Genomic DNA, 25,596 nt, shown 5'->3' with positions numbered 1-25,596 from the left:
CAACAAACTTATAATTGAACGAGGTTATAACGTAGTGCTAAATGTGTCAGCTTGACATCACTATCGATATTGAGTTTTTCAAAAATACGATAACGATAGGTATTCACTGTTTTCACACTCACAAAAAGTTTATCTGCAATATCTTGTGCACTATGGCAGTTAACAACCATCATTGCCACTTGCATTTCTCGTTCTGATAACTGATCAAAAGGTGAAAGCTGTTGATCTGAAAGGTAGGAGCTGGCCAATTGTTCTGCGATATCTGCACTAAAGTATTTGCCACCTTGCATGACCTTTTTAATGGCACGAACCATTTCATCAATAGGAGCACCTTTGGTAATGTAACCTTTTGCACCTGCTTTAAGAATCAATGAAGGGTAAGGCTCTTCTGCAATACCACTCACTGCAATCACACGAGTTTCAGAAGCACTTTGCACAATACGACGTGTGGTTTCAATACCGCCTATACCGGGCATATTTACATCAAGTAAAACAATGTTTGGGTGATGTTGTTTTGCAAGTGCCAGTGCATCTTCACCAGACTCAGCTTCGGCAATCACATGAATACCAACTTGGTCTGCTAACATACGACAAATACCAGTACGCACTAACTCGTGGTCATCTACGACTAAAACTGAAATCACATTTTACCTCGTGGCTAACTTTTTTGTTACATAAAGCAAATTCGGCTTGCAATTTAACCTTAAAGTTAGCAATGTTATCTTAAAATGCAAATCTGTAGCTCTTTTGTATGAAGTGACAGGTTTGCAACGTTCTGTTATATGCCAATGTAAGCCAATTTGTTGGTATAAGCAAATGTCTCTTAGTGTCCTTTGAGTCGAGTATGATATTGTGAAAATTTTAAAAAAAATCTCGACATACTTTTTGGGTGTGTCACTTTGCATGGGGCTATCTAGCGCAAGTTTTGCAGATCTCCAAATCAATAATACGCCAACAAGTGTGCCTAAAGCACATGTGAGTTGGTCGGATGACGACGCAAAACAGCTTTTGTCTAACGATACCGATGAAGAAGGCACTCCTGAAGGCAGTACGGTTGTTTCGATTACTCAAAGACCTAATGCACCAACAACCAATAGTCCTCCTGTTTCTGACACACGATTTTTTAATAATGCAGGACCGATTGTACAAGCAGGTTCTGCGTTGGTGATGGATGCACAAACAGGGGAAGTACTGTTTAGCAAAAATAGTAGTATGGCTCGTCCTATGGCGTCTATTACCAAGCTAATGACTGCTGTTGTGATTGCAGATGCACACTTAGATATGTCAGAACAAATTTCTTTAGATCCAATTGATTTTGTGGGGCCTAAGCAAGCCAGTACGAAGCTTCGTATCGGTGATCAGATGAATCGTGCAGAAGTGTTGCTCATGGCGCTCATGAAGTCGGAAAACCCTGCGGCGGCGGCATTAGCAAGAACATATCCTGGTGGAAAAGTAGCATTTATTAGTGCAATGAATTTAAAAGCACAGAAATTAGGTATGCATTCGACACGTTATTTTGAGTCTACAGGTTTAGATTCGCGTAATGTTTCTTCTGCGCGTGATTTGGCCATTTTAGTGGCTGAAGCCTATAAATATGGTGTCATTCGCCAGTTTTCATCTACAGCGCATTACGATTTTGACTTAGGATATCGTATGTTAAATGCAAGTAATACCAATGCATTGGTGCGTAATGGGGGTTGGAATATTAACTTGTCCAAAACAGGTTTTATTAATGAGGCAGGGCGTTGTGTGGTCATGCATACTACTGTGAACTCTCGACCTGCAGTAGTGGTGTTGATGGGTGAACCATCTACAGAAGCACGTAATGCAGACGCTACAGACTTATTAAATTGGTTGAGTGCTTTACCAAAAGATGCTTAATTTTTAACTCACAACAATAAAAAAACCCCTGTGTACATACAGGGGTTTTTAAAAATACGAGTATTACATATTTGCTAGAATCGATGTTTTTACATCATTCATCGTAGCATCAATTGTGAGCATGACTGCATCTGCACATTGTTTAATGGCAGTATCAGGATCTTTCAGGCCATTACCTGTAACAGTACATACAATCACTGAACCTTCTGCAATTTTACCTGCTTTAATATCGCGGATTGCTCCACCAATTGACGCGGCTGATGCTGGTTCAACAAAGACACCTTCGTACATTGAAAGCATGCGCTGAGCATCTAAAATTTCACTGTCGTGTAGTTCATCAAACCAACCGTTTGAGTCACGTACCACAGCTTTAGCGTGGTTCCAACTTTGTGGGTTACCAATACGAATTGCCGTTGCTACAGTTTCAGGGGAATCGATGGGTGCGCCACGTAAAAATGGTGCAGCACCTGATGCTTGATAACCGACCATTTGTGGGAGGCCGTCAGGTTTTGGTCCTGTAAATTGATCTGTTTGCGCATCGTAAATTACTTGTTCAAACTGATCTACTGGTTGATCTGCAACAGCTTCAGTATAACCCATCCAGTGTGCTGTAATGTTTCCTGCATTTCCAACAGGCAGACAGTGATAATCAGGAGCACGCCCAAGTGCTTCAACGATTTCATATGCAATCGTTTTTTGTCCTTGCAAGCGATACGGGTTAATTGAGTTTACAATCGTAACAGGTGCTTCGCTTGCAATCTCTTTCACTAGGCGCATGCCATCATCAAAATTACCACGAATTTGCATTGTGATTGCACCATACATCATGGCTTGGGCAAGTTTACCCATTGCAATTTTGCCTTCAGGAATCAAGACAAATGCTTTAATTCCTGCACGTGCTGCATAAGCTGCTGCCGCTGCTGAAGTATTACCTGTAGATGCACAAATGATGGCTTTAGAACCTTCTTCAACTGCTTTGGTTACAGCCATTGTCATACCACGGTCTTTAAAAGAGCCTGTTGGGTTTAGCCCTTCATATTTGACATAAATTTCAACATTTTTGCCAATAATACGTGGAATGTTTTCTAGCTTAATCAGTGGCGTATTACCTTCGCCCAAAGAAATTGCACGTGTGGTTTTAGACACAGGTAAACGATCACGATAGCGATCTACAAGACCAGTATAACGATGGGCATTCGACATGATGATGTTCCAAAATTTGTTAAAGCTGGTGAGGGAATGATCCTCACCAATGAAAGTTGATTAGCTATCGAGCGATTCTAAACGAATTCTCACAATTTCGCCATGTGTTGCAGGCAATGCTTGAATTTTTGTAATGGCTTCATCCATTTTAGATTCAACAATAGGATCTGTCATAATCACAATTGGCACACGATTTTTCAGACGTGGTTGTTGTAAAATCGCATCAATACTAATACCACAATGGCTTAAAATAGTCGTAATATCAGCCAAAACACCTGTGTGGTCATCGACATTTACACGTAAATAGTAGCCAGTGGTGAACTCTTCACGGCTAAGTATGTTCATATCTTCAAGTGATTCAAATGCCAATTGAGGAATGGTTCCTGAACCATCTTCGGTGTAACAAATGTCACGTACAATATCAATAATGTCGGCAACCACTGCAGAAGCCGTTGGACCACCACCAGCACCTGGGCCTGAGTACATGGTTTGACCGACTGCACTGGCTTTCACAGAGACAGCATTTTGAACGCCATTTACATTTGCTAGTGGTTGTTCTTTAGGAATGAGTGTTGGGTGTACACGTAGCTCAATGCCTTTAGGTGCACGGCGTGCGATACCAAGGTGTTTAATACAAAAACCTAATTCTTCAGCATATTGCACATCTTGTGCAGTAATTTTACTAATGCCTTCGGTATATACCTTATCAAATTGCAATGGAATACCAAAAGCAATAGAAGCCAATAACGTCAGTTTGTGTGCAGCATCAATGCCTTCAACATCAAAGGTTGGATCTGCTTCAGCATAGCCAAGCGCTTGGGCTTCTTTAAGAACATCTTCAAATGGACGAGCATGGTCACGCATTTCGGTCAGAATAAAGTTTCCTGTACCGTTAATAATACCTGCTAACCATTCAATTCGGTTGGCTGCAAGACCTTCACGCATGACTTTAATAATTGGGATACCACCAGCTACAGCTGCTTCATAAGCAATTTGTACGGTGTGTTGATCAGCAGAAGCAAAAAGTTCATTGCCGTGTTCAGCTAAAAGTGCTTTATTTGCTGTAACGACTTGTTTGCCATGCTTAATCGCTTCAAGAAAAATTTCTTTTGCAGGTGACACGCCACCAAGGAGCTCAATGACAACATCGACGTCTGGTTGACGAACGATATCGAGTAGATCAGCACTTTGTTGAATGCCTTCAAGGTTTAAGTCTGGGCGGGGACGGCGGGTACCTACATGGGTAATCTGAATTTCTCGACCTGTACGGCGTTTAATTTCTTTGGCATTTTCTTGTAATAGTTGTAGTACACCAGTACCGACAGTGCCGAGGCCAAGAATGGCCAAGCGAACAGGTTTCACGTTACACTCCAAAAATAATCTAACGATTGACCTTAGATCATAGCTAAAAAAAGTGAGATTAAATAGGTAAAGATGTGTGAATCTTTACCTATTTTTAAGATTATTTGCTTAAACGTTTATTAAGTTCATCTGCAGTGAGGTAGCCACCCAAATAATGTCCATCTTGGCTATAAATTGCAGGTGTGCCGTTCACGCCAATTTTCATCCCTAACATATATTGTTCTTTCACGGGATTTTTACATTCTGCAGTCGAGATATTTTCACCTTTTACCGCAGCAGCAAATGCTGCTTTACGATCTTGACTACACCAAATGCTTTGCATGGTTGGATAAAACTGTTCGCCACGTGGCCATGCGATATAGCGAACTTCGATGCCTTTGGCCGTAATTTCTGGTAATGATTCGTGGAGTTTGTGACAGTATGGACAGCTAGCATCGGTAAATACATAAATAATGTGCTGAGTCTTTCCTTGTGCAGGGTAAACAATTAAATCTTTATTGTCTAAAGCTGCAAATAATTTTTTGTTTTCTGTGGCTTGAAGATCTTCACCTATATTGTGAATTTTGCCATCGCCTAAGCCTAAAATATCACCTTGAATGACATATTTCCCATCTGCTGTGGCATAAATTGAAGGTGCACCATCTAGATTAACCCAATATATATTAGGTACTTCAGTTTTTTTAATGTCTGTGACTTTAATATTAATATTTGATTTTTTAAGTTGCTCTTCAAATGTCGTAATGAGTCGTTGTTTTTCATTGCGCTCTAAAAGAGGAGAAGCTTCACCTGTTGCAGGCGTGGTGGCTGTGAATGCATCGCTTTTTTGTTCGTTTACTTTGTCTTTTGAACAGCCTGAAAGTAACGCACTAAGGGCAAGGGTACAGGCAACTGCCGTTTGAGAGTAACGAAAGAACATAAAAAACCTTTTTCATTAAAATTGCTTAATAATTTGCACATAGCATAGCAAAAAATCTTTCTTATATTTGTGAATTTTCATGGTGGAAATGTCACAACTCATTTTAAAAGATTAACCTCTTGGGTGAAATTGCTCATGCAGTTGTTGTAAACGAACTTGTGCCACATGCGTATATATTTGTGTGGTCGATAAATCTTGATGTCCAAGAAGCATTTGTACAACACGTAGGTCTGCGCCGTGATTGAGCAAATGGGTTGCAAAAGCATGGCGTAATGTATGAGGTGATAAAGGTGCTTGAATATTGGCAATCAGCGCATATCTTTTAATCATATACCAAAAATTTTGTCTGCTCATGACACCACCATTTTGGGTTAGAAAAACATAATCTATGGCACTTTTGTACAGTGTTGGGCGTGCATCGTTTAAATATTTTTCTAGCCACTCTATGGCATTTATACCTACAGGTACGAGCCGTTCTTTGTTACCTTTGCCTTTGATACGAATAAAGCCCTGCTTGAGGTTAAGTCGATCAGTTTCAAGGGTAATCAGTTCACTGACCCGTAACCCCGATGCATATAGAACTTCAAGCATCGCTCGATCACGCAAACCGAGTGTTGTTGTGGTGTCGGGGGCATGTATCAGTGCTTCTACATCATGCTCACTTAAGTCTTTGGGGAGTGATTGACCGACTTTAGGGCTTTTGTGCTGTGCTAATGGATTATCTGTACGGAGTTTTTGTTCACGTAAAAATTTAAAAAATGAGCGTAATGCAGAAAGAATGCGTGCAATGGAGCGAGGGCTTTTGTTTTGTGCTTTTAGTGCGTCTAAGATCTGAGAAATATGTTCATGGTTCCAATGTGGTATGGGTTCATGGTTCATTGAAGCACATTGAATGAGATCACTTAAGTATGCATTGCGTGTATGTGGGCTGACTGAGTTTGCGACCAAGTAGTTACGATACGTCTGTAAAAAAGGCATATGCGTTGGAATATTTATGCTACTAGGTGTACGTGGTTTTTTGTGACTTAGCATATTTTACACAATAAATAATCTTAATTTAATGCAAATTTTTAGAGAAGTCGATGCATTAGATCATGTTTGCTGACATTTACAACATATAAATTATTCTCATTTCGTTTTATAATCGTGAAAAAGATTATGGAATGATTACGGTGCGATTATCGGAGTTAAAAGTCAAGCAAGCGGCGACTATTGAAAGCGTGAGCTGCCATTCTTCTGAAACAGAGCAAAGTGATTTAATCGCAAGTCGACTAGAAACATTAGGTTTTGTACCCGGGGTAGAGGTAAAAGTGATTGCACGTGGTGTTTTTGGTGGAGACCCTATCTTAATTCAAGTTGGATTTACTCGCTTTGCATTACGTAAATCTGAAGCAGAAAAAATACAAGTATGTTTGAAACAAGGAGTTTCTGCATGAGTGAAGCACTGAGAATCGCCCTAGTTGGAAACCCAAATTGTGGTAAAACATCTGTATTTAATCAATTAACAGGAACACGGCAAAAAGTAGGTAATTACGCAGGGGTGACTGTTGAGCGTAAAGTTGGTTTTTTTAACTTACCTTCTGAGCGACAGGTTCGTGTATTGGATTTGCCAGGAACATATAGTCTAAATGCAACGAGTCCAGACGAAGCAGTCACGCGAGATGTTTGTTTAGGTAAAATTGACAGTGAAGCCCAGCAAGATGCATTTGTATGTGTGGTCGATGCTACAAATTTAAATTTGCATTTGGGGTTGGTACTTGAAGTACTTGAACTTGGAAAACCTGTCCTTGTTGTGCTAAACATGATGGATGAAGTACGTCGTCGTGGTATTCAAATTAATGTACAAAAACTCTCTGAGTATTTGGGTGTAGCTGTCGTGGAGACAGTGGCTAAAAATAGCTCAGGTGTGAGTAGTTTAGTTAAAGCATTGCAAGAAAAACGCTTTTCTTTTGCCTCTCATGACACGAAACAATTACATGGTACATCACATCAAAAAATACAACGTATTGTGAATGATGTCGTTGTTTATGTGAACCAAGAAGACAAGCGTACTGAATTTTTAGATCGTATTTTTCTACACCCAATTTTGGGTTTAATTACCTTAAGTTTACTCATGTTTGTTGTCTTTCAGGCCGTATTTACATGGGCTGCACCATTTATGGACAGCATTGAGGGTGGCTTTAAATGGCTCGGTGAGTTTATTGGTGGCATGATTTCACAGCCCTTATTACACAGTTTAGTGGTTGATGGAGTAATTGCGGGTGCAGGTAGTGTGGTGGTGTTTTTACCACAAATTATTATTTTATTTTTCTTTATTTTATTATTGGAAGAAACGGGTTATTTACCAAGGGCAGCATTTTTACTCGATAAACTCATGTATAAAGCAGGGTTAAGTGGTCGTTCGTTTATTCCCTTATTGTCAAGTTTTGCATGTGCGATTCCTGGCATTATGGCGACACGGAGTATTAATGACTCTCGTGACCGTTTAACAACGATTTTAGTTGCTCCTTTAATGACCTGTTCAGCCCGTTTGCCCGTTTATGCCTTACTCATTTCTGCATTTATTCCCAATCAAACCGTGCTTGGTTTTTTAAGTTTGCAAGGTTTGGTGTTATTTGCACTGTATATGGCAGGGATTGTGAGTGCATTAATTGTGGCATCGATTATCAAACTGTTTCAAAAAGACAAGTCTGAATATGCATTATTGATGGAATTACCAAGTTATCAGTTACCAAGTGTAAAAAGTATTGCTATTGGCTTATTAGACCGAGGTAGAATATTTTTAAAACGAGTGGGTGGCATTATTTTTGCCTTATCCATTTTATTATGGTTTTTGTGTACATTTCCTCAAGCACCAGAACATGCCACACTACCTGCTATTGACTATAGTTTTGCAGGACGTTTGGGTCAAATGATTCAACCTCTATTTGCACCTATTGGATTTAATTGGCAAATTTGTATTGCTTTAATTCCTGCAATGGCTGCGCGTGAAGTGGTGGTGGCAGCATTAGGTACAGTCTATGCTTTGTCTGGTGCAAGTGATGATGAAGTTGCACAAGGCTTGTCCCATTTAATTAGTTCTCCAACCTCTGGGTGGGGAATTGCAACAGGTCTGTCTTTATTGGTGTGGTTTATTTATGCACCACACTGTTTGGCGACATTGGCAACAGTACGCCGTGAAACTGGCTCTTGGCGGATGGTTGCATTTATGACAATTTATTTGTTTGGTTTGGCTTATTTTGCAGCCTTTCTAACCTATCAAATTGCCTTACATTATTTTGGCTAAAATTAAAGGAGGCTAAAATGGTTGAAGTGGTCATTATTGCAGCACTGGTGATTTGGAGTGTGGTATATACATTTAAAAAAGTATTTCCACAGTCTGCATTTAAAGTATTTAACAGTTTGGCAAACGTTTTAGAACAGCAAAAGTTACATAAGCTGGCGACATGGGTAAGACCTGCAATGGTCTCTGGGTGTGGCGGTGGCTGTGGTTGTGGTTCAGAAGAGCAGCCACAAAAATCCATTGAAACGGTAAAAGCAGTGAAATGGAAATAATCATACGGCGATATTGATTCTAAAAGTCACCCAAGAGGTGGCTTTTTTACTTGAATAACACAAAAAACATGGGCTAGATTTAATCTATAAAAGCAATCTGAAAAGCAAAGTGCTACCATTTCATGATTAAAAAATCACAATAGAATAGGATTGATATGTTAATTCAACGTGGTGGGTTAAAGGTCGTGGCTGGACTGGGTGTATCTGGGGTTTCAGTCGTCAATTTTTTAGTTGAAAAAGGATACCGAGTTGCTGTAACAGACTCTAGAGAAACACCGCCAGGTTATGAGCATATTCCAAAACATATCGATACACATTTTGGTAAACTCGATCAAGATCTATTGCTCAGTGCCGAAGAAATTATTTTAAGTCCGGGACTGTCACCACAAACGGCCGAAATTCAACACGCGCTTGCGCAAGGGATTGCCGTTGTTGGTGATATACAGTTATTACGTCGTGCAACAGATGTTCCGATTATTGCCATTACAGGTTCAAATGCAAAAAGCACAGTCACGACATTGATTGGGAAAATGGCACAAGATGCAGGGAAAAATGTTGCTGTTGGTGGTAATTTAGGACGTCCTGCACTCGACTTACTCAAAGATCAACCTGAATTGATTATTCTTGAACTTTCTAGTTTTCAATTAGAAATGACATCAAATCTGCATGCCGAAGTGGCTGTGGTTTTAAATATTAGTGAAGATCATCTTGATCGTCATGGAGATATGCTCGGTTATCATACTGCAAAACATCGCATTTTTCAGGGGGTAAAACATGTGGTTTACAACCGAGATGACAGTCTTACACGTCCATTTGTACCAGATGTAACACCGATGAAAAGTTTTGGTTTAACTGCACCAGATATGAACCAATACGGTATTTTAACCGATCTCGATGGTACGATTTGGTTGGCTCGTGGTCGTGAGCGTTTGATTACAAGTCGTGATTTGTATATTCAAGGCACACACAATGTCGCCAATGCTTTGGCTTGTTTAGCGATTGGTGAATATATTGGATTAAAACAAGACAGCATGTTGGCGACTTTAAAGACGTTTAAAGGCTTAGCACATCGTTGTGAGTACATTACGACCAAAGCAGGTGTTCGTTATTATAACGACTCTAAAGGTACGAATATTGGTGCCACAATTGCAGCTGTAGATGGCTTAGGTCAATCCATTGCCCCACAGCAAGGTCAGGTGGTTTTAATCTTGGGTGGTCAAGGCAAAGGTCAAGATTTTACTGTCCTTAAAACCGTCTTAGCACGTTATGTAAAGCATGTTGTTTTGATCGGTGAAGATGCAAAGAACATTGCTTCAGTGATTTTAAATACTGTACCTGTAACATTTGCAGATACATTGGCTGAGGCAGTTAAGCTTAGCCAACAACAAAGTACACCAGAAGATGTGGTGTTACTGTCACCTGCATGTGCAAGTTTTGATATGTTTACAGGTTATGTAGATCGAGGTCAGCAATTTGTTGCATCTGTAGAGGCTTTAAATGATGATCGGTAAAAAAAAATCGATAACAACAACACGTTTTTCAGAGTGGTCTGAGCGTTTAACACAAAGGCTTCCACAAGAATTATGTGCGCGAAATGTTTTATTATTTTGTGTATGTTCTTTATTTGTTATTGGTGCAGTGATGGTGGCATCTGCCTCTATGCCTTATGCCAATACCACGTATAAAGATCCATTTTATTTTCTAGAGCGTCACGTGATTTCAATTTGTGTGGCGTTTATGGTGGCCGTTGTTGTTTCTCGATTTACCCTTGAAACGTGGTTTAAAAATATCTTTTTAATTTGGTCTTTAACCATTATTTTGCTGTTGATTACATTAGTGATTGGTACTGAAGTTAATGGTGCCCGACGTTGGATTAGATTGGGTTTTTTTACATTACAACCTTCAGAAATTGCAAAACTCGTTATGGCAATTTTTACGGCAGACTATGTGGTACGCCGTGCCAATGAAGTACGTAGTGGTTGGAAAGGGCTACGCCGTTTGGGCTTGGTGATGATTGTGTCGCTGACATTCATTATTTGGGAGCCTGATTTTGGTTCAACGTTTGTGATCGTTGCCATGATGTTTGGTGTGTTCTTTTTGGCAGGTGCGCCGTTTAAACAATTTGGTATGTTGGGGCTAACCATTTTTGTCTCTCTTGGGGCACTCATTTTATTTGAGCCATATCGTTTGGCACGTTTGATGTCATTTTCTAATCCGTGGGAAAATCAACTCGGTTCGGGGTATCAATTATCAAATGCATTGATGGCTTTTGGTCGTGGAGAGTGGTTTGGGGTTGGCTTAGGTCATAGTATGCAAAAAATGTCTTACTTGCCTGAAGCACATACTGATTTTATGCTCGCCATTTTAGCCGAAGAGTTTGGTTTGGCAGGTATTGTGACTGTACTGTCTTTAGAATTTATTATGTTGGCCTGTTGCTTGAAAATTGGTTATAGAGCATTGCAAAATAATCATTTACGTGCAGGTTATTTGGCATATGCCATTGGTTTTATTTTTCTCATGCAAATTTTGGTCAATGCGGGAATGAATATGGGGTTACTCCCTACCAAAGGTTTGACGTTGCCATTTATTAGTTATGGCGGATCATCTTTAATGATGTGTACAGCAATGATTGTGCTGATTTTAAAGATTGATACATCTACAAAAAACACCAACCCACAAAAAGAAATTGCAGATTTTTAGTCGTTTAAACGCCTAAATAATAACGTCAATCTTGACTATTGGTATATACCACGAAGTGTCATATGGGGCGGTATCTGTTGAGCAGACCATTGTTGTATTGCTTGCTTGAGCATAACATTTGGACGATTCAACTCAACAGGTGCTTGCCCCAAACATTGGAGGGCTTGTTGGAGTAGCTGTGGTGCATTTTTGAGATCTAAAGCATGTGCTAAATTTTGCTTTGAGAGTTTTTGCCCATGTTTATTCATGGCGAGAGGTAAATGCATATAATTGATAGACGGTGTTTTGAGCAGTTGAGAAAGCCAAATTTGCCGAGCAGTATTATCGAGTAAATCAGAACCACGTACTACATGAGTAATGCCCTGTAAAGCATCATCAACCACGACAGCAAGTTGGTAATTAAAAATACCATCACGTCGAAGTAAGACAAAATCTCCTAAATCTTGTTGTAGATTTGAACAATGATGACCTTGTAATTGATCTTGGAAGCAAATCGGATGCGGATCTACTTTGACTCGAATGGCTTGGTGTTCAAAGTCAAGATGAAGATCGCGACAATGCCCTGAGTAAATCGCATTTGATCCCAACATTTTTCGGGTACATTGGCACGCATAAACCTGTTGTTGTTGTTTGAGTTGTTCTATGGCGTGTTGATAAAGATGTAAGCGGTCTTTTTGGTAAAGAATCGGTGCATCAAGTTCAAATTCAAAACATTCAATACAGGCTAAAATATGTGAAACGCTGTTTTGATGAATACGAGGGATATCAGTATCTTCAATACGTACAAACCATTGGCCGTGTTTTGATTTTGCATCACAGTAACTGGCCACTGCTGTGATAAGTGAGCCAAAATGCAAAGGGCCGGTTGGAGAGGGAGCAAACCGGCCACGATAGGGTCTTGTTTGAGTGTGATTAACACTCATAACTAGCCTTTGTTTTGTTTTTCTTTGATTTCTGCAAGCGTTTTACAGTCAATACATAACGTTGCTGTTGGTCGTGCCTCTAAACGGCGTAACCCGATTTCGATTCCACATGTTTCACAAAAACCGTAATCACAGTTTTTAATGGTTTCTAAAGATTTTTCGATTTTACGAATCAAACGACGTTCACGGTCTCGTGTACGTAGTTCAATGGCAAATTCTTCTTCTTGGGTGGCACGGTCGTTCACGTCAGGTAATGCAGAGGACTCATCTTGCATCGCACTGAGCGTACGATCAACTTCAGACATGAGATCGTTACGCCAAGCCAATAGAATTTTTCTGAAGTGTTCAAGCTGTGCATCAGACATGTACTCTTCATTTTTGTGTGGCTCATATGGTGCAATACCAAATAAGCTTGCAGTTGAAGCTGTTGTTGCTTTTACTTTGGTTTTGCGTCCACGTTTTGGCGCTTCAACCTCAATGCTATGGGTTGGTTCATCTAACACTTGGTTTAGAGCATCATTCGCCATAATCGGGCTTTCCTCATCATATACGTGATCACAACGTATTGGTTGTGGTGATCTGCAGGCTTTTTATTATTGACCTTTGCTATTGCAACACCACCTGCAAGGGCTCGCTATCATAAAGACTTTTTTTGTACTTGAATAGTCTTTTTTGCACTCTCTTTGGGTGGTCGGGCAATGGTTATGACGGATTAAGTTAATATAAATTCTAAATAATGAAAAGCTAATAACCAGAAAAATGAGGATTTATTTCTGTTTGTGCGTCATAAACACGATAAATTTCAGTCTCTAAGTGACCATTATCATGTAGTTTAAGTACACGATAACCTGGTGCCGCTTCATCTAAAGCAAAATCTTTGCTTTTAGGTTTAAATTGTACGCATGTCGATGGAACTGAAAGAACCATAATATTCCCAAAGTTGACTTGTGCTTCTTGATGAATATGCCCATGAATGATGGCTTTAATATTATGGTGTTTTTCGATAATTTTGCTAAAATCACGTGTGTTTTTTAAACAGTGTTGATCGATCCAATCAGAATCAATATGTAAAGGATGATGGTGACAACCTAAAATAATGTGTTTATCTTGCTGTTGTTGCAAAATACCCTCAAGTAAAGTCAGTTGTTCATCATCAATATGACCGTCTGTTTGTCCTGTGACAGCACTGCATAATAAAACAATACACCATTGCTCTAAATCGATCACGGTGACTTTTTGCTGTTGTGGGTATGGAAAGTGAGTGAGGTTGTCGTGGTTTCCTGGGGTTTGATAAAAAGGTATATCTAAGGTTTGCATGTACTTTAAATAACGATGATACGTTTCAGGACTTGCAATTTGTGCAACATCACCAGTATGAATAATACTATCAATCACATCATGGCGCTGACAAATGTCATGCATAATACGATGAAAGGTATATTCTGGATTCATTTCAATAAACACTTTTTCTGGTGTATCCATTAAATGAGTGTCACTAATTTGCACAAGTGTCTTGATCATGTTTTGTGCTCAACTGTGTTGTGTGAAAGTGATTTATTGGCAATGTGTTGCTGTAACCATTGCAGTGCCATAATGACAGGCGCGTTACGTAGTCGTTGTTGTTTAAAAAGTGTAGGAAGCTCACTATAATTAAAAATATGCGCTTGGATATTTTCAGCCTCTTCAACTAAGCCAAAAATACGCCCATGTTCGGGTAGTTCTGCTTGAGCGGTGTATAAATAAAATAATTCATTGCTTGCACCTGCAGAAGGGTAAAAGGTAAATAAATGTGCTAAGTTAAACAGTGAACATCCTGCTTCTTCTAAACTTTCTCGGTATAAACAGTCCTCTGCTGATTCATCACCATCAAGAAGCCCTGCAACAATTTCTAAATGCCATGGTGAAATGGGATCGGCAATCGCGCCGACTCGAAATTGTTCAATGAGTAAAAATTGTTCTTTATGGTCATTGTAAATGAGTACACCCGCGGCTTTTTTACGTTGAACACATTCTCTTTGAACAATGGCAGAATAATGATTTTGATGAAAAAGACGATAAGAGAGGCTGATTCGTTCGACTTGAACAAATCCTGTGTAGATTTTTTCTCGTTTGATGATTTTCAAATCATTTGAGGTGTATTGATTCGCCATTTCAATTACGTACATGCTTTAGAAAGATTTATGCTAACTGACTTCAGTGCATCAATAAATGATTAATTTTCATTCTTTTGTGATGCTATTTGCAGTATTTTTACTGAGTATTAAACAGCACAATAAATTATTTTGTTTGAAATATGGCTTCTATGTATAGATTTGCATTGTTTATGGATGGGTGGGTGATGCGGAGTAAAATGATGATTGAGAAAATCAACATAGTCGTTTTTCGCGGTATTCAACGGTTAAAAAATCGAGTTGAAAGAATGTGGTATGGACTGAAATTTATTTGAATGATTCTTGCCATTTAATAAAAATAATAACGTGCTGTCACGTTATCGTCAAAGCAATATGTTTTAATAAAAACCCCATTTAAAAAATACAGTTTTGGAGATCATCTTGAGCTTAAAGAATCCGATGTTATCTCATCATATCTCATCACAATATAATGAAGATTTACAAGAAGTAAATGCCAAGTTTATGTCGATGGGAGGCTTGTTAGAACAGCAAGTAACAGATGCTATTCATGCACTTTTAGATGCAGATATTAGTCTAGCTGTAGATGTGCAATATAAAGAACAAGCAGTTAATCGCTTAGAACAGGAAATTGATGAAAGTTTAACCATTATTTTGGCACGCCGTCACCCTGCTGCCATTGATTTACGTATGGTGATTGCCATGAGTAAAGCGAATACAGATTTAGAGCGTATTGGTGATGAATCTGCAAAAATTGCAGGAATTGCCAAGAGTTTGTGTGAAGAAGGGGGCAGTGCTCGTGGTTTTATGGAAGCACGGCATATTGGTAATCAAGTCCGTGTCATGATTCATGAAGCATTAGATGCATTTGCTCGCTTAGACACAGAGCAAGCACTGAAAGTTTTACGTGCAGACGCAGATACAGATCGAGAATATCAGTCAGCAACACGTACTTTAATGACATATATGATTGAAGATCCAAGACAGATTTCTCGTGTATTAAATGTGATGTGGGTACTACGTTCATTAGAACGGATTGGTGATCATGCACGTAATATTGCAGAGCAAGTGATTTATATTGTGAAAGGGTTAGATGTAAGACATACCAGTGTAGATGAAATTGAGCGACAGGTCACACAAGATGAGCGTAAAGATTAAATGAACGCAGGCATCTATCGCTTAAATTAGAGGCACGACCTGTGCCTCTTTTTTATCTGTTCCATCGATAAAAAAAACCCCAAACCTTGGGGGAGGCTTGGGGTCAATAAGGGGTATTACTTATTGTTATAATGTTTTCACATCACTAACTTGTTAAATCTATAATACAAATGCATGAATGATTTGTCATGCATCATCGTGTAAAGGCTTGTAGCGTTATGCATGTGCTTTGTTAAGTTAGGTAAATTGCGAGTTTCAAGGGTATTTCACCTTGAAACATCACATCATCATTTATACGGGTTTCCATCCTTCTGCTTTTTCTACACTGAGATCGTTTTCAAAAAACTTCTCTCGTTGTTCTTCTAAAAACTTTTTTGCTTCAGGTTCAAAAACATTGAGTCGTTTTTCATTAATCAGCGTAGTTTGGTGTTGTAACCATTCCTGCCATGCCTGTTTTGATACTGTTTTTAAAAACTCTTCGCCTTTTACGCCTGGAAAGGGTGCAAAATCTAGAGCATCCATATTTTTTTGGTATTTACGACAAAATACTTGATTGGACATGAGAAGTCTCCTATTCGGCTGTTTGAGAGTATAGGTGATCTATACGTACATATGCACGTTCAATGGCTGCTTTTACTTGGTTTGGAGCAGTACCACCAATATGATCACGAGCACTGACAGAAGCTTCTAGTGTTAATGCTTTGTCGAATACATCAGCAGTAATGAGGTCTGAAAATTGTTGTAATTGTGCTAGTGTTAGTTCAGATAAATCTTTGTCTTCGGCAACACCTAGTGCAACTGCTTTACCAACAATTTCATGGGCATCACGAAATGCAACTCCTTTTTTGACCAGATAATCTGCTAAATCTGTGGCGGTCGAAAAACCTCGAAGTGCAGCTTCGCGCATATTTTCAATGTGAGGTACCAGTGCAGGAATCATGTCGGCAAAGGCCATTAAACAACCACGAATTGTGTCAATAGCATCAAAAAGAGGCTCTTTATCTTCTTGGTTGTCTTTGTTGTATGCCAAAGGTTGACCTTTCATTAAAGTCAGTAAGCTCATCAAATCACCGAACACACGACCTGACTTACCACGTACAAGTTCAGGAACATCTGGGTTTTTCTTCTGAGGCATAATAGAAGAGCCTGTACAAAAGCGGTCGGGAATTTGTACAAATTTAAACTGCGCAGATGTCCATAAAATCAGCTCTTCAGACATACGAGACAAGTGCATCATAATCAGAGCGGCAGCGGCATTAAATTCTATGGCAAAATCACGATCAGATACAGCATCGAGTGAATTTTCACAGATGGCTTCAAATCCTAATAGTTCTGCGGTGTATGCACGGTCAATCGGATAGGTGGTGCCTGCAAGTGCTGCAGAACCTAACGGCATACGGTTGGTACGTTTACGGCAATCTTGCAAACGCTCGGTGTCGCGTAGTAGCATTTCAAACCATGCCAAAAGATGATGGCTAAATGTAACAGGCTGTGCTGTTTGTAGGTGTGTGAAACCCGGCATGATGGTGTGAGTATGTTGTTTTGCTAGCGCTAAAATGCCTGTTTGCAATTGTTTTAATGTTGCAAGTGTACTGTCAATTTCATCGCGTAAATATAATCGAATATCTGTTGCTACTTGGTCATTACGACTACGACCGGTATGTAGTTTTTTACCTGTAATACCAATGCGTTTGGTCAGTTCAGCTTCAATATTCATATGAACATCTTCAAGGTCAATACGCCAATTGAATTGCCCAGCTTCAATTTCTGTTTGAATGGTGTTTAAGCCATGAATAATGTCATCACGTTCTTGTGTGGTGAGTACACCTACGCTTGCAAGCATGGTGGCATGTGCAATAGAGCCTGCAATGTCTTGTTTGTAAAAGCGTTGGTCAAATTGTACTGAGGCCGTAAATTCTGCAACAAAAGCATCAGTTGCTTCTGTAAAACGGCCGCCCCACATGCCTGATGTGTGTTGAGAAGATGGTTTTTTTGAATCTTGTTGTGTGGTCATAGTCACTCAATATAGTTAATTGTTGCAGCGCAATATCATATCAAATATAAATATTTTAGCGTACAAGGTGATGTTTGGGTTATTTTAACAGATGATTGTATAAATCTGAGCGTAGGCCACACAAATGCTCAGATTTATACAATCATATGGTATTTGCAATATAGGTATAGATTTATTCGATGCTCTTGATGATAAAACTTTGAGAAAATAGGCTTGCAATTTTTAGTGATCAGGTTAGTTTAGAGCCTAAATTGATTATGCTTTAAGACCTTATGAAGACGTTAAAAATCGCAACACGTAAAAGTCCATTGGCACTGTGGCAAGCTGAACATATTAAATCTCGATTAGAACAATTGCATCAAGGGCTCAACGTAGAATTAGTCACCTTTGTGACACAAGGGGATAAGATTTTAGATACACCTTTGGCTAAAATTGGTGGTAAGGGATTGTTTGTTAAAGAACTAGAAAATGCTTTGCTAGATGGACGAGCAGATTTGGCTGTACATTCAATGAAAGATGTACCCATGCAATTGCCTGAGGGTTTAGAATTGGCAGTCATTTGTGAGCGTGAAGACCCATTAGATGCCTTTGTGTCTAATCAGTACCCAAGTTTTGCACAATTACCGCAAGGTGCTGTGGTAGGTACCTCAAGTTTGCGCCGTAAAAGTCAGCTATTACATCATCGCTCTGATTTGGTCATTAAAGACTTACGTGGCAATGTTGGTACCCGTTTATCGAAATTAGATGATGGCCAGTATGATGCAATTGTTCTTGCAAGTGCCGGACTCAAACGGTTGGGACTTCATGAACGTATTCGACACACCTTAGATTCAACATTGAGTTTACCTGCTGTGGGGCAAGGTGCACTTGGTTTGGAGTGTCGTTCAAATGACCAAGCAGTTTTAAGCTACATTCAACCACTGCGTGATGAAAAAACAGAGGTGTGTGTTCGTGCAGAACGTGCATTTAACGCATATCTAGAAGGTGGTTGCCAAATTCCGATTGCAGGGTATGCGGTTTTACAAGATGGTTGCATTTCTATGGAAGGTCGTGTTGGTAGTATTGATGGTCATCAATTACTTAAAGTGCAAAGACAGGCGTCTTCTGTAGATGCTGTGGCTTTGGGTGAGCATATTGCAAAAGACTTACTTGCACTTGGAGCAGGTGAGTTGCTAAATGCATTAAAATCCTAATGCGATTTATTAATACTCGTCCAGCCGATCGGGCAGAACCATTGACCCAACAGTTACAACAGTTGGGTCATGAAGTATTGCAATTGCCTTTGTTGGTTTTAAAGCCAATCGCCTTGCACGATCATTTGAGGTCTCAATTGATGCGTTTAAATCAAGCGCAAATCGTGGTGGTCGTGAGTCCAACCGCTGCATATTTAGGGCTACAGTATTTACAGGTTTTAAATATCCCTGTTGCTACATTAACACAGCTTAAATGGATTGCTGTGGGAGAAAAAACAGCCAAAGTCTTGGCTGTTGCGGGCATTGATGCATGTGTACCAACAGTAGAAACCTCAGAGGGAATGCTTCAGTTGCCTTTACTTCAACAGTCGGGTCTGAACATGGTCGCATTTTGGCGTGGTGAAGGTGGCCGTCAATTTATGATGGAGCAACTCAGGGCGCAAGGTGTTCAAATTTTCAATATGCTCTTATATCAAAGAGCATTACCTCAAGATGCTTTAATGCATGCACACAGTATATCTCAACAATTACATCAGGAGGTCAATCAACAAACATTTGTATGTATTAGTAGTGAGGCCAGTTGGAAAAATTGGCAATATTTGTGTGCGCAACAAAACTGGTCATTATCTCACTTTACATACTTGCCATTAGGACAACGGTTAGCAGATCTTCTTTCTACCGATTTAACGCATATAGCCACCACGATTTATCCAATTTTTGACCTAAAGCCTGCTACAATACATACAGCGATGGTACAAGGTCAAAGAACGTAATGAACATGAAATGGCTACTGGTGAGTACTATATTGTTGATGTGGGTGGCAAAACTAACTTATGACCAGCAACAATATGGTGAGCAAATTACAAGTTTACAAAGCCAAATTACCAAAGCAAATCAAGCGACAGACAATCTAAATGATCAATTTGTGGCCTTGCAAAGAAAAGATGCATCTAGCATCAATGACAATAAACCTCTGACAGAAACAGAAAGTAAACATGTTGCTAGCCCATTTAATCCTCTTGTCTTGGTCAAGCAACAACTTGACCTGATTCAATTTTCTTTACAGCAACAACAAAATAGCTATGCTTTAGAGCATCTACAAATACTCATTCAAAATTTAGTCCACTATGATATTGCACCAGCACTCAAACAAAACTTATTAGACACGCTATCTTTAGATCAACAACGTATTACGCAGTATTATCAACAGCAGGAATTACAAAATAAGCACACTGCTTTACAGCTACAACAGATCAATCAATATTTAAACTCACTGATGACGAAAGTGGCTATGCGTGATGAACAAACCATACACGATAAAACATGGTTTAGCTTACAACACACAGATCAAGCCAAAACAGCCCTTATGAGTCGAAGTATTATGATTAAGGAGCTGCAATTACGATTGCTTTTAGCGCAACAGCTTTTTTATCATGGGCAATATCAAGCTTATCAGGTCAACATGGATGATATGATGGCTTTAACGAAACAATCGCCACTTGTGAATCAAACAGATTTACAGCAGATGCTGATGCAAGCAAGAAGCATTAATGTACTCAATTTACCAAAATTGCAAGCAACCGCCTTGATCAAATAAGTGAAGTTATGTTGAGCCAACCAATATGAAAAAAACCATACAAGCCTATTTGATTGTGATGGTGTTGTACTTTTTATTACTGTATTTTACAACACTATTTTTTGGCTCAGGTTACGTATATATATACTTTTTAAACTGGGAATTACAAACAAACATTTGGATCCTTTCTTTACTGATGTTTGGGGTGAGTTTTTTTATACAAAGCATGTATATTGTCATCAAAAAAATATCTGCACAGCGTAAACTTCAGGCACAACAAGCAAGCTCATTTTCTGCTTTACATCCCTATGAAAAGCTTGCTGTATCGTGGTTGCTTCATGCAGAGGCTGAAACAGAACAGATAGTAAACCAAATTTTTGCACATTCAGGCATGCTCAAACATGTGATAACAGCCAGCTTTTTATACAAACAACAACGTTTTGAAGAGGGTCATGCAGAACTGACACAAGCGCCAAATGATGCATATGAATTAAAAGAAATACTCTACATTAATGCTTTGCTCGACCAGTCTGAGCAAGATCTTGCTTTTCAACACTTAGAGGCATTGTCTAAACATCAACCAAATGCTTGGTTGGTTGATGTTATGCAAGGCTATGAACAGGCAATTTCACGATTATGGGGGAAGTTTGCGTTTAAATTTCCGTGGGATTATTTAAAAACAACACATTATGGTCACTTAAGTGCAGTAGATAATACAGCGTGGCTCACAGCAATATTACAACGCTTTGAAATGAGCGACGCGCTACAGCAAGACGCATTGAAAGCGCGTTATATCTCTTTAGAAGATACATATATTGAAGACACTGTTCGTGAAAATAAAATCTTGTGGTTAAAAGTACTGGTTCGTTGTCATGATGTGATGGCACAATATGAACGTCTTGTGAATCATTTACTCAATGAGCAGTTTGACCAAGAAGTATGTTTGATGTGGTTTGAGCAACAAATGCATGTGACACAGCCCGATTATTTGGCGATTGAACAGCAAATTAATACGTGGCAACACAGATATACAGATGCACCGATATTTAGTTTTGTGAAGTGGTATATATATCAAGCCACAGGACGATATTTAGAAGCAGAGCAATTATTAAATACATTCCCAGATCATGTATTAATGAATTACTTACGTATCAAATCCAAAATTCAAAATGATCCTATTTTACTTCATCAATTGAATCAAATATTTGAAACAAATACACAGTTTTTAAAAATACAAATATAAAGAACAATATATCTCACCACTGATTTAAAAATATATTGAATATATAATGCTTGCGATGTATTTATTTTTGTGATGTATATGTGCTTATAATGAATACAAATACATCGGTAAGGAGGTCTATTAAATGCAAGATATTCATGAAATGAATGTGGAACAATTAGAAAGTCTGAAAAAAAAAGCAGATTTACTGATCGTCTCGAAAAAAGAGCAGTCGGTCGCAGATGCTTATGAAGAAGTTGTGGCGATTGCAGCATCTGTTGGGCTCAGTATTGAACAATTACTAGATTATGGTGTTCAGAAGCGTAAAACAGGTCTTCGTAAACCTGTTGCACCAAGGTATTGTAATCCAGAAAATGTTGTAGAAACGTGGACAGGCCGAGGCAAAAAACCGCGTTGGCTCGTGGCACAGTTAAATAAAGGTGCAGAATTAACAGATTTTCTGATTACAAAAGAATAAAGCATCTCAGTGTTTTAGGTTGAACGAGCAATGACACGATTGGTCGTTCAACCTAAATAATTTATCTTGACCATTGATGTTCTTTGAACTCAGGTAGTTTTAGCAAGACTAAAAATAAAAATATCGAAAAGAATACCTTGTAGGCCAATCGTATAATTATGGTAAGTAGATTCAACGGCAAAAGCCCCTCAAAGGCATAGACTTGTCGTTTTGCTAACGATTAAATATGCTATGCTAAGTTTAACAAAGCATGAATGAGATATTAGCAATGAAGTGGAATTTAACGCCAATTTCTGAAGAACTTTCTGATCAAAACACAATAATACAGCAAGATGTCTTAGTCGGACGTCATGCGGCTTGTGATCTGATACTGCAAGATGCAAAAATCTCTCGAAAACATGCAGTTTTTATCGTTAAAAAAGAAAACTTATGGCTTGAAGACTTACAATCATCCAATGGGACTTTTGTTAATGATGAAAAAATCGAAGTGGCTACCCAGTTAAAGGGTGATGAAAAAATTCAATTTGCAGACCTTGTATTTCAGTTAGAAAGTGTAGAAGAGCAAATTCCTGTTGTAGAAAAAACAGCGCCTATTACACCTGAAAAACCAACAATTGAACCTGACATTACACCAGCACCTACCGCTAAAAAAGAAGAACCAATCACGTCTAAAGCAGATGAAGGCGTCTCATCAACATCAGATACACAACCTGTAAAACAAAATAAACCACAGGCAATGATCTTTATTGTAATTGCATTGATTATTGCGTTTATTGCGTGGATGTTATTGAAGTAATATAAAGTTACCATCAATAGCATGTTAAAATCTAAGATGCATGGATCTATCATTTATATAGGAATTGTATGAAACCAAGTCAATTTTTTCGATGGCGTTACTCATAGAGCCCTTTTAATCTTAAAAAATCATGAGAGTACGCAATATGCAAAAATCCACATTTGAAAAATTAGTACAGCAAGGTTTTAATACCATTCCCGTATATCGTCAACGTTTAGCTGATACAGACACACCACTTTCAGTCTACGCAAGATTACAACAAGCACTAACACCATCTTATCTGTTTGAGTCAGTCGAAGGTGGAGAGCGTTGGGCACGTTACTCCATTATTGGTTTGGGAGAATCAACCATATTCTCATGTAACCAAGGGGTGCTTACCATACAACATCCAGATGGCACTCAAACTTGTCAAGATAATATTGATCCATTTCAATTTATTCGAAACTTTCAAGCACAATTTACTGTACCAACAGCTCAAGATATACCTGAACTACCAACATTTACAGGGGGATTGGTTGGTTATTTTGGTTACGATACTGTTCGCTATATAGAGCCTAAATTGACCAATATGCCGAGTGACGATCCAATGGATTTGCCTGATATTTGGCTCATGCTCTCAAAAACAGTCATTGTCTTTGATAATTTAAAAGATACTCTTTTTTTAATTACTCATGTAGATGTCGAAGCAGGTGAGGATTATGACAGTGCACAGCAAAAATTAGATGAGTTAGAAGAAAAATTAAATACAAGTATTACTCTTGTTGCTCAACCACATACATTTCCTATTTTTACCTCAATCACAGGGGAGCAAAACTATAAAAATAGTGTCGAAACGGTCAAAGAGTATATTCGGGCAGGTGATGTGATGCAGGTTGTTCCTGGGCATCGCATGGTTTCTGATTTTGATGGAGATGCGTTACAGGTATATCGAGCGCTCAGGCATCTCAATCCATCACCATATCTCTTTCTTATACATGGTCATAGTTTAAACGACCAAAAACCGTTTCAAATTGTGGGTTCATCACCCGAAATTTTATCACGTCTAGAAAATGGTGTTGCAACAGTAAGACCGTTGGCAGGAACACGTCCACGGGGTAAAAATAAAGCAGAAGATTTGGCACTTGAGCAAGACTTACTTTCAGATGAAAAAGAAATTGCAGAGCATTTGATGTTAATCGACTTAGGACGCAATGACGTTGGACGTGTTTCTAAAGTAGGTAAAGTGAAAGTCACTGATCGAATGGTGGTTGAGCGTTATTCTCATGTGATGCACATTGTCTCTAATGTCGAAGGCGAGGTAGAGCAGGGAGTTGATGCTTTAGATGTGTTTAAAGCCACTTTTCCTGCAGGTACACTCTCGGGTGCACCTAAAATTAGAGCCATGGAAATCATTGATGAGCTTGAGCCTGTGAAACGTGGTATTTTTGGCGGTGCAGTGGGGTACTTAGGCTGGCATGGTGAAATGGACATGTCGATTGCCATTCGAACATGTGTTATTCGTAATCATCAAGTGTTTGTACAAGCAGGTGCAGGGCTTGTGGCTGACTCAAACCCAGATGCGGAATGGAATGAAACACAAATAAAAGCACGTGCAGTGATCAAAGCGGTTGAATTATCATCAACTGGACTGATTTTATAAGTTTTTTTTAAAAAAATGATAAAAAGCACTTGCATCATTTTAAAGTTTTGCTAAACTGCACACCGTTCCGATACGAAATGTACGAAACAAAATAAAGCGCCGACATAGCTCAGTTGGTAGAGCAACTGACTTGTAATCAGTAGGTCCTCAGTTCGAATCCGAGTGTCGGCACCAGTTTTATTTGTTTTAGTTCGGAACGGCACTGCCAAGTTAAGTGCGATATGGTGAGATTCCCGAGCGGTCAAAGGGGGCGGACTGTAACTCCGCTACGAAAGTTTCGAAGGTTCGAATCCTTCTCTCACCACCAAATTTACTTCGAATGAAGTGGTACATATACCAAATGCGGGAGTAGCTCAGTTGGTAGAGCGGCAGCCTTCCAAGCTGCATGTCGCGAGTTCGACCCTCGTCTCCCGCTCCATCGAAGGCTATCGCTCTTATAGCTCAGTGGTAGAGCACTCCCTTGGTAAGGGAGAGGTCTCGAGTTCAAATCTCGATAAGAGCTCCAGATACATACAGTTTAGCGATTTAAATCGCAACTCATCAAAAAGCAGGCTTATTAGTCTGCTTTTAAAGTATTGGGCGTTTGTTTTTTTAAACAAGTATGTCGATGTGCTGACTGTGATCAGCGTTTTGTTCGATGTGAATGAGGAAAATCATCATGGCTAAGGCTAAGTTTGAACGTAATAAGCCACACGTAAACGTGGGAACAATTGGTCACGTTGACCATGGTAAAACAACGCTTACTGCTGCAATTGCAACAATTTGTGCAAAAACATATGGCGGCGAAGCAAAAGACTACGCAGCGATCGACTCTGCACCAGAAGAAAAAGCACGTGGTATTACAATTAATA

General features: G+C 39.2%; 26 protein-coding genes and 4 tRNA genes. 19 read left to right on the top strand and 11 right to left on the bottom strand.

What is annotated here, in order from left to right; translation table 11 throughout:
• Positions 1–8 precede the first annotated feature (8 nt).
• A complete protein-coding gene (gacA, locus tag I2F17_RS05925) occupies positions 9–644 on the bottom strand; it encodes a response regulator transcription factor GacA (RefSeq protein ID WP_196421705.1) in 636 nt (211 codons plus the stop codon).
• Positions 645–852: 208 nt separating this feature from the next.
• Between gacA and I2F17_RS05920 the strand changes: the two genes are divergently transcribed.
• Positions 853–1,881, top strand: coding sequence for a serine hydrolase (locus I2F17_RS05920; protein WP_407926552.1), 1,029 nt, complete (start codon positions 853–855; stop codon positions 1,879–1,881).
• Positions 1,882–1,944: 63 nt separating this feature from the next.
• On the opposite strand, the gene thrC is transcribed toward I2F17_RS05920, so the two are convergent.
• The 4 genes from thrC to xerD all read right to left on the bottom strand — a co-directional run bounded on the left by thrC (position 1,945) and on the right by xerD (position 6,394).
• Positions 1,945–3,084, bottom strand: coding sequence for a threonine synthase (gene thrC / locus I2F17_RS05915; protein ID WP_196421703.1), 1,140 nt, complete (start codon positions 3,082–3,084; stop codon positions 1,945–1,947).
• Between the two features lie 60 nt (positions 3,085–3,144).
• Positions 3,145–4,446, bottom strand: coding sequence for a homoserine dehydrogenase (locus tag I2F17_RS05910; RefSeq protein WP_196421702.1), 1,302 nt, complete (start codon positions 4,444–4,446; stop codon positions 3,145–3,147).
• 100 nt (positions 4,447–4,546) lie between these two features.
• Positions 4,547–5,362 carry a DsbC family protein gene (locus tag I2F17_RS05905; protein ID WP_211139327.1) on the bottom strand — a complete coding sequence of 272 codons (816 nt, stop codon included), beginning with the start codon at positions 5,360–5,362 and terminating at the stop codon, positions 4,547–4,549.
• Positions 5,363–5,473: 111 nt separating this feature from the next.
• Entirely contained in the window at positions 5,474–6,394 is a 921-nt protein-coding gene (xerD, locus tag I2F17_RS05900; protein WP_211139326.1) for a site-specific tyrosine recombinase XerD, read from the bottom strand.
• Between the two features lie 140 nt (positions 6,395–6,534).
• Between xerD and I2F17_RS05895 the strand changes: the two genes are divergently transcribed.
• The 5 genes from I2F17_RS05895 (at position 6,535) to ftsW (ending at position 11,617) form a co-directional block, all read left to right on the top strand.
• Positions 6,535–6,798, top strand: a complete 264-nt coding sequence (locus tag I2F17_RS05895) for a FeoA family protein (protein ID WP_211139383.1) — start codon at positions 6,535–6,537, stop codon at positions 6,796–6,798.
• Complete coding sequence (gene feoB / locus I2F17_RS05890; protein ID WP_211139325.1) at positions 6,795–8,648, top strand: ferrous iron transporter B; 1,854 nt, start codon at positions 6,795–6,797, stop codon at positions 8,646–8,648. The genes I2F17_RS05895 and feoB overlap by 4 nt, the downstream gene beginning before the upstream one ends.
• Before the next feature lie 17 nt (positions 8,649–8,665).
• A complete protein-coding gene (locus I2F17_RS05885) occupies positions 8,666–8,917 on the top strand; it encodes a DUF6587 family protein (protein WP_211139324.1) in 252 nt (83 codons plus the stop codon).
• A 155-nt stretch (positions 8,918–9,072) separates the two neighbouring features.
• On the top strand, positions 9,073–10,428 hold the full coding sequence (gene murD / locus I2F17_RS05880; RefSeq protein WP_211139323.1) for a UDP-N-acetylmuramoyl-L-alanine--D-glutamate ligase: 1,356 nt from the start codon (positions 9,073–9,075) through the stop codon (positions 10,426–10,428).
• On the top strand, positions 10,415–11,617 hold the full coding sequence (gene ftsW / locus I2F17_RS05875) for a putative lipid II flippase FtsW (protein ID WP_407926551.1): 1,203 nt from the start codon (positions 10,415–10,417) through the stop codon (positions 11,615–11,617). The genes murD and ftsW overlap by 14 nt, the downstream gene beginning before the upstream one ends.
• A 35-nt stretch (positions 11,618–11,652) precedes the next feature.
• Here the strand turns inward: ftsW and gluQRS are convergent, their stop codons facing one another.
• The 4 genes from gluQRS to I2F17_RS05855 all read right to left on the bottom strand — a co-directional run bounded on the left by gluQRS (position 11,653) and on the right by I2F17_RS05855 (position 14,705).
• Entirely contained in the window at positions 11,653–12,540 is an 888-nt protein-coding gene (gene gluQRS, locus I2F17_RS05870; RefSeq protein WP_196421695.1) for a tRNA glutamyl-Q(34) synthetase GluQRS, read from the bottom strand.
• A gap of 2 nt (positions 12,541–12,542) precedes the next feature.
• Positions 12,543–13,067: an RNA polymerase-binding protein DksA gene (gene dksA / locus I2F17_RS05865; RefSeq protein WP_196421694.1), complete on the bottom strand. Its 525-nt coding sequence runs from the start codon at positions 13,065–13,067 to the stop codon at positions 12,543–12,545.
• A gap of 217 nt (positions 13,068–13,284) precedes the next feature.
• Complete coding sequence (gene cpdA / locus I2F17_RS05860; protein WP_196421693.1) at positions 13,285–14,061, bottom strand: 3',5'-cyclic-AMP phosphodiesterase; 777 nt, start codon at positions 14,059–14,061, stop codon at positions 13,285–13,287.
• On the bottom strand, positions 14,058–14,705 hold the full coding sequence (locus I2F17_RS05855; RefSeq protein ID WP_211139322.1) for an NUDIX domain-containing protein: 648 nt from the start codon (positions 14,703–14,705) through the stop codon (positions 14,058–14,060). The genes cpdA and I2F17_RS05855 overlap by 4 nt, the downstream gene beginning before the upstream one ends.
• 387 nt (positions 14,706–15,092) lie before the next feature.
• On the opposite strand from I2F17_RS05855, the gene phoU reads away from it, so the two are divergent.
• Entirely contained in the window at positions 15,093–15,827 is a 735-nt protein-coding gene (phoU, locus tag I2F17_RS05850) for a phosphate signaling complex protein PhoU (RefSeq protein WP_196421691.1), read from the top strand.
• A 291-nt stretch (positions 15,828–16,118) separates the two neighbouring features.
• Here phoU and I2F17_RS05845 read toward each other — a convergent pair whose 3' ends face one another.
• Both I2F17_RS05845 and argH read right to left on the bottom strand, forming a co-directional pair.
• A complete protein-coding gene (locus I2F17_RS05845; RefSeq protein ID WP_196421690.1) occupies positions 16,119–16,388 on the bottom strand; it encodes an oxidative damage protection protein in 270 nt (89 codons plus the stop codon).
• Positions 16,389–16,398: 10 nt separating this feature from the next.
• Positions 16,399–17,841 (bottom strand): argininosuccinate lyase, encoded by a 1,443-nt coding sequence (argH, locus tag I2F17_RS05840; RefSeq protein ID WP_211139321.1) that lies wholly within the window; start codon positions 17,839–17,841, stop codon positions 16,399–16,401.
• Between the two features lie 272 nt (positions 17,842–18,113).
• Between argH and hemC the strand changes: the two genes are divergently transcribed.
• The 12 genes from hemC to I2F17_RS05780 form a co-directional block, all read left to right on the top strand.
• Positions 18,114–19,034 carry a hydroxymethylbilane synthase gene (gene hemC, locus I2F17_RS05835; RefSeq protein ID WP_211139320.1) on the top strand — a complete coding sequence of 307 codons (921 nt, stop codon included), beginning with the start codon at positions 18,114–18,116 and terminating at the stop codon, positions 19,032–19,034.
• Positions 19,034–19,807 (top strand): uroporphyrinogen-III synthase, encoded by a 774-nt coding sequence (locus I2F17_RS05830; protein WP_211139319.1) that lies wholly within the window; start codon positions 19,034–19,036, stop codon positions 19,805–19,807. Before hemC ends, I2F17_RS05830 begins: the two co-directional genes overlap by 1 nt.
• Positions 19,807–20,631, top strand: a complete 825-nt coding sequence (locus I2F17_RS05825; protein ID WP_196421686.1) for a hypothetical protein — start codon at positions 19,807–19,809, stop codon at positions 20,629–20,631. The genes I2F17_RS05830 and I2F17_RS05825 overlap by 1 nt, the downstream gene beginning before the upstream one ends.
• Before the next feature lie 25 nt (positions 20,632–20,656).
• Positions 20,657–21,853, top strand: coding sequence for a heme biosynthesis protein HemY (locus I2F17_RS05820; protein WP_211139318.1), 1,197 nt, complete (start codon positions 20,657–20,659; stop codon positions 21,851–21,853).
• A 124-nt stretch (positions 21,854–21,977) separates the two neighbouring features.
• Positions 21,978–22,310 carry an H-NS histone family protein gene (locus I2F17_RS05815; RefSeq protein WP_196421684.1) on the top strand — a complete coding sequence of 111 codons (333 nt, stop codon included), beginning with the start codon at positions 21,978–21,980 and terminating at the stop codon, positions 22,308–22,310.
• A 268-nt stretch (positions 22,311–22,578) separates the two neighbouring features.
• On the top strand, positions 22,579–23,106 hold the full coding sequence (locus I2F17_RS05810) for an FHA domain-containing protein (RefSeq protein ID WP_211139317.1): 528 nt from the start codon (positions 22,579–22,581) through the stop codon (positions 23,104–23,106).
• A 145-nt stretch (positions 23,107–23,251) separates the two neighbouring features.
• Positions 23,252–24,745 carry an anthranilate synthase component I gene (gene trpE / locus I2F17_RS05805; RefSeq protein WP_211139316.1) on the top strand — a complete coding sequence of 498 codons (1,494 nt, stop codon included), beginning with the start codon at positions 23,252–23,254 and terminating at the stop codon, positions 24,743–24,745.
• Positions 24,746–24,843: 98 nt separating this feature from the next.
• Positions 24,844–24,919: transfer RNA gene (locus I2F17_RS05800), tRNA-Thr, on the top strand.
• A gap of 49 nt (positions 24,920–24,968) precedes the next feature.
• Positions 24,969–25,052 (top strand) — tRNA-Tyr (locus tag I2F17_RS05795).
• A gap of 35 nt (positions 25,053–25,087) precedes the next feature.
• Positions 25,088–25,163 (top strand) — tRNA-Gly (locus I2F17_RS05790).
• Positions 25,164–25,175: 12 nt separating this feature from the next.
• Positions 25,176–25,250: transfer RNA gene (locus tag I2F17_RS05785), tRNA-Thr, on the top strand.
• 153 nt (positions 25,251–25,403) lie between these two features.
• A partial coding sequence (locus I2F17_RS05780; protein ID WP_235985925.1) for a GTP-binding protein occupies positions 25,404–25,596 on the top strand: 193 nt, incomplete at its 3' end.

It is taken from the genome of Acinetobacter baretiae, assembly GCF_015627105.1.
Classification (GTDB): domain Bacteria; phylum Pseudomonadota; class Gammaproteobacteria; order Pseudomonadales; family Moraxellaceae; genus Acinetobacter; species Acinetobacter baretiae.
Note: the sequence above shows the minus strand (reverse complement) of the source record. Positions and strands in the feature narration are given on the sequence as shown.